Origin of the sequence: Methylobacterium nigriterrae (assembly GCF_037106235.1) — a bacterium.
Lineage (GTDB): Bacteria > Pseudomonadota > Alphaproteobacteria > Rhizobiales > Beijerinckiaceae > Methylobacterium > Methylobacterium nigriterrae.
The window spans coordinates 29,674-35,928 of record NZ_JBAWTG010000053.1; the positions used below are offsets into that span (position 1 = coordinate 29,674).

The 6,255-nt window shown below is 65.1% G+C and carries 7 protein-coding genes and 1 pseudogene; 1 reads left to right on the plus strand and 7 read right to left on the minus strand.

Annotated features, from left to right (window positions below; genetic code table 11):
• From WDW90_RS22640 to WDW90_RS22655, 4 genes are all read right to left on the minus strand, one after another.
• Positions 1-233: hypothetical protein (locus WDW90_RS22640; protein WP_336489721.1), on the minus strand; the 233-nt coding region annotated here is incomplete at its 3' end.
• Between the two features lie 7 nt (positions 234-240).
• On the minus strand, positions 241-741 hold the full coding sequence (locus WDW90_RS22645; RefSeq protein ID WP_336489722.1) for a hypothetical protein: 501 nt from the start codon (positions 739-741) through the stop codon (positions 241-243).
• 544 nt (positions 742-1,285) lie between these two features.
• The gene (locus WDW90_RS22650; RefSeq protein ID WP_336489723.1) at positions 1,286-3,409 is read right to left on the minus strand and encodes an AAA family ATPase; all 2,124 of its coding nucleotides are present in this window, start codon (positions 3,407-3,409) and stop codon (positions 1,286-1,288) included.
• Positions 3,410-3,527: 118 nt separating this feature from the next.
• On the minus strand, positions 3,528-4,028 hold the full coding sequence (locus WDW90_RS22655; protein ID WP_336489724.1) for a hypothetical protein: 501 nt from the start codon (positions 4,026-4,028) through the stop codon (positions 3,528-3,530).
• Between the two features lie 199 nt (positions 4,029-4,227).
• Here WDW90_RS22655 and WDW90_RS22660 point away from each other — a divergent pair, with 199 nt between their 5' ends.
• A complete protein-coding gene (locus tag WDW90_RS22660) occupies positions 4,228-4,869 on the plus strand; it encodes a recombinase family protein (protein WP_336489725.1) in 642 nt (213 codons plus the stop codon).
• Positions 4,870-5,135: 266 nt separating this feature from the next.
• On the opposite strand, the gene WDW90_RS22665 is transcribed toward WDW90_RS22660, so the two are convergent.
• The 3 genes and pseudogenes from WDW90_RS22665 to WDW90_RS22675 form a co-directional block, all read right to left on the minus strand.
• Complete coding sequence (locus tag WDW90_RS22665) at positions 5,136-5,336, minus strand: hypothetical protein (protein WP_336489726.1); 201 nt, start codon at positions 5,334-5,336, stop codon at positions 5,136-5,138.
• Between the two features lie 123 nt (positions 5,337-5,459).
• The gene (locus WDW90_RS22670; protein ID WP_336489727.1) at positions 5,460-5,663 is read right to left on the minus strand and encodes a hypothetical protein; all 204 of its coding nucleotides are present in this window, start codon (positions 5,661-5,663) and stop codon (positions 5,460-5,462) included.
• Between the two features lie 454 nt (positions 5,664-6,117).
• Positions 6,118-6,255, minus strand: a pseudogene (locus WDW90_RS22675) (IS110 family transposase); the annotation flags it as partial.

The following is a 6,255-nucleotide window of genomic DNA, read 5'->3' on the forward strand; positions in this document are numbered from 1 at the left end:
TGGCTCTCCCGAGCCGTGAACTCAGCAATTTTCCGCGCGTCCTTGCTGTCCAGCGTCAGCGAGAAGCATCGCAGATAATCCTTGGGCAGGAGGCGGTGCTCCCGAATGATACGGAAAGCCAAGTCGAGTGCCTTGTCCTGCCCGGGGACGGGTTTGGCACGATGGCTGGGCGAGGCTGCGGTCGAGGCGGCAGCGATTAACGCCCCCAGTACTCCGATCAGAAGCGCGCGCATTGCCGCTCTACCGGCAATGGGTAGGCGATAGGCTCATTCCGGAGAATGGGCCCCCGTAGACGTTGAAAGATGCGATCTCCTCGGTGAAGTAAGAAGCCTCGGCTTTCCGGCTGCGTTTCGACCAATCAACGACCTGCACGTCCTCAGCCCCGGCCAAATTGACCGACTTGGCATCCTTAGGCGCCCAGGAGGTCGCCATGATCCAAGGCACACTATGCGGGGTGTAGCCTTGGGAAATGACGTAACGGCCGGCTTTGCCCTCAACCGCGACGGAGATCTCGGCGACGGTGAGCGTCTCGCTTGGATCACGCCCAGGGACGCGCTTCGTCCAGCTCGCAACACGCTGAACGCGGAAGTGCTGCCCTGCTAGGTCCGGGCGCTTCATTTCCGCTGGACCAGCAGCCTCTGCAACAAGCTCGGTGCCATCCAGCCGGCACGCCTTCTCAGCTGCCCCTACCGCACTGGCGCTCAGAGCTACCCCCACGAGACCCACCCAGACCGCGCGCATGCCCGTCCCCTGCCGCTGCCCGCGGCCTTGCGCAGGATCATCGCTGATCTGGGCCGTGCGGGCGAGAGGGCAGAGTGCGGGGGCTGTGAGGAGATAGGAATTTGGGCCTGCAACGGACGTGCAAAGGGCGACGCAGGGCTGGCGATGAGTTCTCCACCTAGACAGCCTCTCGCCGGGCGTTTTCTAATGGCCCCAGCGAGCCCGTAGGCGGCCGAGGTCGCGCCAGTGGCACTCCCCCCCCTCCAGAAACGTTCTCCCGACCGTCTGTGAGTCTCTGAGGAGCTCTCGCGGGCTCATCAGCGCTCCCAGTCCGTAGGCCATACTCAGCCCGTGCAAAACGGCTAGCTTGCCGCGAGGATAACCAGGACGCCGGAAGCGGGACTGGCCGCAGAGGAACAGCCCCGCTCCTTCGGGCGGGCCCTTCCCTCTAAAGGAAGGGACCCCCTCATGGGGCCCTTCCCGTTAGGGAAGGGGAGTGTGTGTGAAGGCGTTTGAAGCGGGTTTGAAGCCCGTCTGCAGGGGCGTCTGAAAGGCGTCTGAAGCCCTAAATATCAGGAATAAAGTCAGAATGAAGAGCGTCTGAAGGACAGCCGTCATATTCATCCTCCTCGATGTCCAGATCGCCCTCAAACTGCTCGTCTTCCAGGGCCTTCTCGGGGCCGACTTCGATGATGCGCTTCTGCCTGCGTGAGGGGGGGCCGATCTCCTCGACCCTGATCCGGTCAGCCGCGAAGAGGCGGTTCATAGCGAGCTTCAGACGGTTCCTGCTCACGCCCCGCGCTTCGGGGTCGCTCGCAAACAGCGTCGGCGCGTAGTTGGCAGATGGAGTCGCGCTGACAGGCCGTCCCTGATCCGTGTAGGCCGTCAGCATCTGCATGAAGATGGTCTCAGCCTCGAGGACCTTGTTGCCGTCCTCGCCGCTGGCCTGCTCCCTGACCTCTCGCCAGAAGAGCCCCCGCTCCCAGCGCACCCGGAGTTCACCGCCAACGCGGCCATAGTTCGACTTCTTGGTGGACAGGAGGCGCAGATCCGGATCGGGCTCAAACGTGGGTTTGCCCCGCTCGTCCGGCATCAGCACGCGCTCGAAGTAGAGCCGGCTGCGGACCGAGTTGTTCCAGCTCGTCGAGCCCGACGAGCCGCTGCCGCTGGCCATGCCTGACTGGCTCGGATGTGCGAGCAGCACGACCGTGGTTTCCTGCTTCAGGGCGAGGCCGCGCAGCAGGCTGATGAACTGCCGGGCCTGAACCCGGGCGTTCTCCTCGCCTCCGAACAGGTCGGCGAGCGTGTCGAGCACCACGAGAGTTGGCTTGAGCTCGGCCACTTTGGCCTCGATCGTCCGCCAGAGCGGCGTGGTCTCGAGCATGTTGCTGCCGTGGCCCTTCGGTGCGGCGAGCACCGCGTCCTCGCCCGCCAGTGGCACGATCACGAGGTCCGAGAGGTCCGACAACTCGCAACGATAGCCGCGCGCTACGTCGTCGAGCCTGCGGTGGAGCTCGTCGATGTCGTCCTCGGCGCTGAGGAAGATCACCCGGCCCTTGCGGGGCTTGTACTCGATCCAGGAGCACCCGCGCGCCGTAGAGCAGGCAAGCTGTAGGGCAAGCAAGCTCTTGCCGGTGCCACCGTCGCCGCCCAGCAGTGTCACGTTGTTGGCTGGGATCAGCCCGTTGACGTGCCACAGGCGCCGCGGGACAGGTTTCCCGTGCAGGTCAGCCGCGCAAACGGTGGTGATCTCCCTGCCGACTGCATCTGACGACTCGTCCGGCTCAGCCTCCGCTTCTTCCGGCCGCCAGACCGGCGCCTCCTGACAGAGATCCACCAAGCTGGCGGGATCGTTGACGGCCAGCCAGTCTGAGACGTCGCCCTTGTGCGGCAGGCCCGGCAGATTGACGATCCGCACCTCAGCAGCGGTGCCATAGAGGCTCCGAGCCACCTTGCGGGCATGGCTTGCGCCGGCGTTGTCGTTGTCGGCCAGCACGTAGGCCACCTTACCCGCGAAGTAGGGGGTCAGGTCCTCAGTCCACTTACCTGCGCCGCCGGCGTTCGTCGTGGCGACGAAGTCGAGTAGGGCAAGCGCGTCCGCGTCTTTCTCGCCCTCCACGATGAACACGCTGTCGTGCACGGCCGCGACGATGTCGGGCAGCCGATAGGGTAGATCGCGAGTACCTTTGCGGTTCCAGATCCAGCCGTCGGGCGACAGCATGTCCGGTTGGCGCTGCCGGAAGTCCTTGGGCTCCAAGCGGACAACCTGAAACTGCAGTTCGCCGTACTCGTCAACGTAGTCGTAGGTGGCAACGATATTGAGATGGGAGCGCGGTTCTGCCTTCGGCTTTGGCTGCTCTGGCAGAAATCCCCGCTCGCGCAGCCAATCTAATGCAGCGCTCTTTGACAAGTTGGCGTGCTCGCGCAGGAGATCGAGAACGCCGCCTCCTCGCTGCGTCTCGTGGCAAAACCAGACCCCGTCCTGCAGTTTGACGGAGAGTGAGCCGTGGGTGCCATAGCGTAGCTCATGCACAGAGGAGAGGCGCCCATTCGGGCTGCCGAGGACGAGACGGGCAATCTCGCCCATATGGCGGCCGAGGTCAGGCTGGGAGCCGAAGCTGTGCAGCAGGCTCATGTGCGGCTGCGGCGCGGCATCATTGAAGTCGAGTAGGTTCAGGATCTTGGTCATGCCCCGCCTCCCATCATGACGCTGGCGCTGAAGTGCTGCGCGAGGCGGCGAACGGCAGGCGTGGGTGTCCGTTGCGCCGCGGGGATGCCGGGCGCCAAGATAGCTTCTGTGATCACGATCAGCCCCGCTGAGAGAGAAGCGGGACGCCCGCAGCCTGGTAGGCGCGCGTGACGGCTGGTCCGGTGCGGTCGCCGGCGAGATAGGCAGCCAGCCCCTCCTCATCGCCATTGAGGAAGGCGCACAAGGCGACACGCGAGAAGGCCCAGCGCGCGCCAATCTTGCGGCCGAGGCTGTAGCGCTGCGCCATCGCGATCAGGCGCAGCCGGCCCTCTCCGGTGATGCGGCAGGCTTCACCGATGCCGATGGCGTCCAGCGGGTCGTAGGGTTTCAGCACAGCGGGCGCGGCACAGACCGCGTCGGCACCGGCACTGTCCGAGCAGACAGCGCCAACAGAATGCGTCATTGCGTAGATCCTATAGATCAACGCATCCGAAGATTTTTGCACAGTCTGATAAGTCGACGGAGGATAGATCCGTGACAGGCAGGGCCAAATATGGTCTAACTGTGCATACGTGCCTTCGGGTGCGTTTCTCAGCCAGAGAAAATCGCCCGGCTTCACGATCGTGACTCGTGGACCCGGGCACTTCTTGGCGCGACTGCTGAGGCCGAAGCCCAAGGGGCAGCGGTTCAGCCGTCATCGCCAATTGTCCCGATTCTACACGGGATCGTCGATTTAATCCATATCTAGTAGGTGCATTTCCGTCCCATACCACATGTTGTGTTGGATAGCTGCTGCGCGGTCATGCTGCAGGGCCGGGATGGCCAACTCGGCGGCATGGCCTCAACCATCCCGAGTTGACGCCGATGCCGATGTTTCGACGGTCGCGGCAGCGGGCTGTTTACGGGCGCGCTGTACAGAGGTGGTCGAGGTCGAGAGCGGCAAGCGCAACGATCGCCCGAAGCTCGCCGAGGCGCTGCGCCTCTGCCGGATGCACGGCGCCACGCTGATCATCGCCAAGCTCGACCGGCTGGCCCGCAACGTGGCCTTCATCTCCAACCTGATGGAGAGCAGCGTCGAGTTCACGGCTGCCGACTTCCCGCAGGCGAACCGCCTCACGGTTCACATCCTGGCGGCGGTGGCCGAGCACGAGGCGCAGATGATCTCGGCCCGCACCAAGGCGGCGCTGGCCGCCGCCAAGGCGCGCGGGCGCAAGCTCGGGGGCGACCGGGGCAACTTCCTGGACGTGCGGGATCGTGGCAACGCGGCGAGCGTGGCGGTGCGGGGTGGGAAGGCGGACAGGCGCGCGGCCGATCTGGCGCCCGTCATGCGGGAGCTGCAGGCCGGCGGTGCCTCATTGCGTCAGGTGGCGGCCGAGCTGAACCTCAGGGGCATCCCGACCGCGCGCGGCGGCACGTGGTCGGCCGTGCAGGTTCAGCGCGTGTTGGAGCGGGTGACGTAGTGCGTCCGCAATGGCGACGAGTGTCACTCGCGGCCGTGCGTAGGGGCGGCTTGGATAAGCACATCAGGACGGGATGAGGCTTGCGCCCTCCCGGGCCAGATCGTCCACGCGCACGCGCACCGCACATCCCAACAGGCCCCCAGCCAAATTTCAGCGCCGGTCGCGCTCCCCTCAGAGAAGAGCCGCCGGCTCTCGGCCGTTATGTGCCACCTGCCGAGTGGGCGAGGCCGCCCTGTCCTCAAAGACGGCCTTCGCAAGCAGGAAGGTCAGCAATGACGGACTTCATGGGACGGGTGCGCCACCGTGGCCGCTGGCAGTCGCTGCGTCTGGCGGACCCGTTCTGATGCCCGCAGGAAGGCCGCGTAGTTCTGGGCGTCGTCGGGACTGAGGCCGACGACAATCACCTTGTTGCCGCGGATGACTGCGTGGGTGCCGTCGCGGGATGGCTGCACGGTGACCTTCTGCATGGCGCCCCTCCCCAGGGGATGCGCCCGCAGAGTCCCGCACCGGGTTCGCAGGCGCCTTCCACCTGTAACACCGGATCTCGGCGTTGGCTCTGGCCTGGAGCGAAGGGGGTAGTGGATAGCCGATCAGTGACCACCGTTGAGACGGCGAATGCGAGCCACATCGACCAGACGCTGGAGGGCTGTCTCGATAAGATCGAGGAGCCTCGCGTCGCGCCAGCGCGGCTTGAGCTGCCCGCCGTCCACCCAGCTTGCGCGCTGCTCCTCGACCAGGAGGATAAGCTTGCCGCGCCACGTCTTGCGGAACCAGAACCGACCTGTCAGCGCCATCTCGGCACCTATTGACGTGAATCCTATACCCTCAACGGCCGCGCTTGTGGCGCGTTCCCGCTGTCGGATTTCCGCTAGGATAGCTGCCGGAATTCAGGAACTTAAGGGCTCGATGGGTTCTTCGAGCCCGACCTGTTCCGCTCTTTGCGCTGTACCGAGCTGCCCTGGCCTAGCTTACGTTCTCGGGCTGGGCCGGGGTGATGCCCATGTTGGGCAACTGGCTCGTGTCATTGGCCCTGCGGTAGCGAGCCGAGAACACCATCTCGTTCACCTCCCACAGGCCGCCGATGCCCGGCCGAAGACACGGGCGTAGCCGGCGAGCATGTCAGGATAGTCGCTCAGTCACGTTTTCCTGTCAGTAGTTTTCCAGTCACGGTTTCCTGACACAAACGGGGCTGTTTTGGAGGGCTGGCGAGGCGCTCCTCGCGGGTGACAGGAAAACGGTCGTTTTCCTTACACGGCTTTGCGCCGGCTCGCCGCGCACGATGCCGAGGACCTGCCGGCTCAGCCGATCGAGCTGCTCCAGCATCGTACCCAGCACCGTCAGCAGCGGCTCGACGAGCGGCCGGATCTCAGGGTCGTCGCCGGTCAG

Coding starts and splice junctions, on each gene's coding strand:
- WDW90_RS22660 (WP_336489725.1), top strand. CDS start 4,228: ATGGCCAACTCGGCGGCATGGCCTCAACCATCCCGAGTTGACGCCGAT.
- WDW90_RS22650 (WP_336489723.1), bottom strand. CDS start 3,409: ATGACCAAGATCCTGAACCTACTCGACTTCAATGATGCCGCGCCGCAG.
- WDW90_RS22670 (WP_336489727.1), bottom strand. CDS start 5,663: ATGGCGCTGACAGGTCGGTTCTGGTTCCGCAAGACGTGGCGCGGCAAG.
- WDW90_RS22665 (WP_336489726.1), bottom strand. CDS start 5,336: ATGCAGAAGGTCACCGTGCAGCCATCCCGCGACGGCACCCACGCAGTC.
- WDW90_RS22645 (WP_336489722.1), bottom strand. CDS start 741: ATGCGCGCGGTCTGGGTGGGTCTCGTGGGGGTAGCTCTGAGCGCCAGT.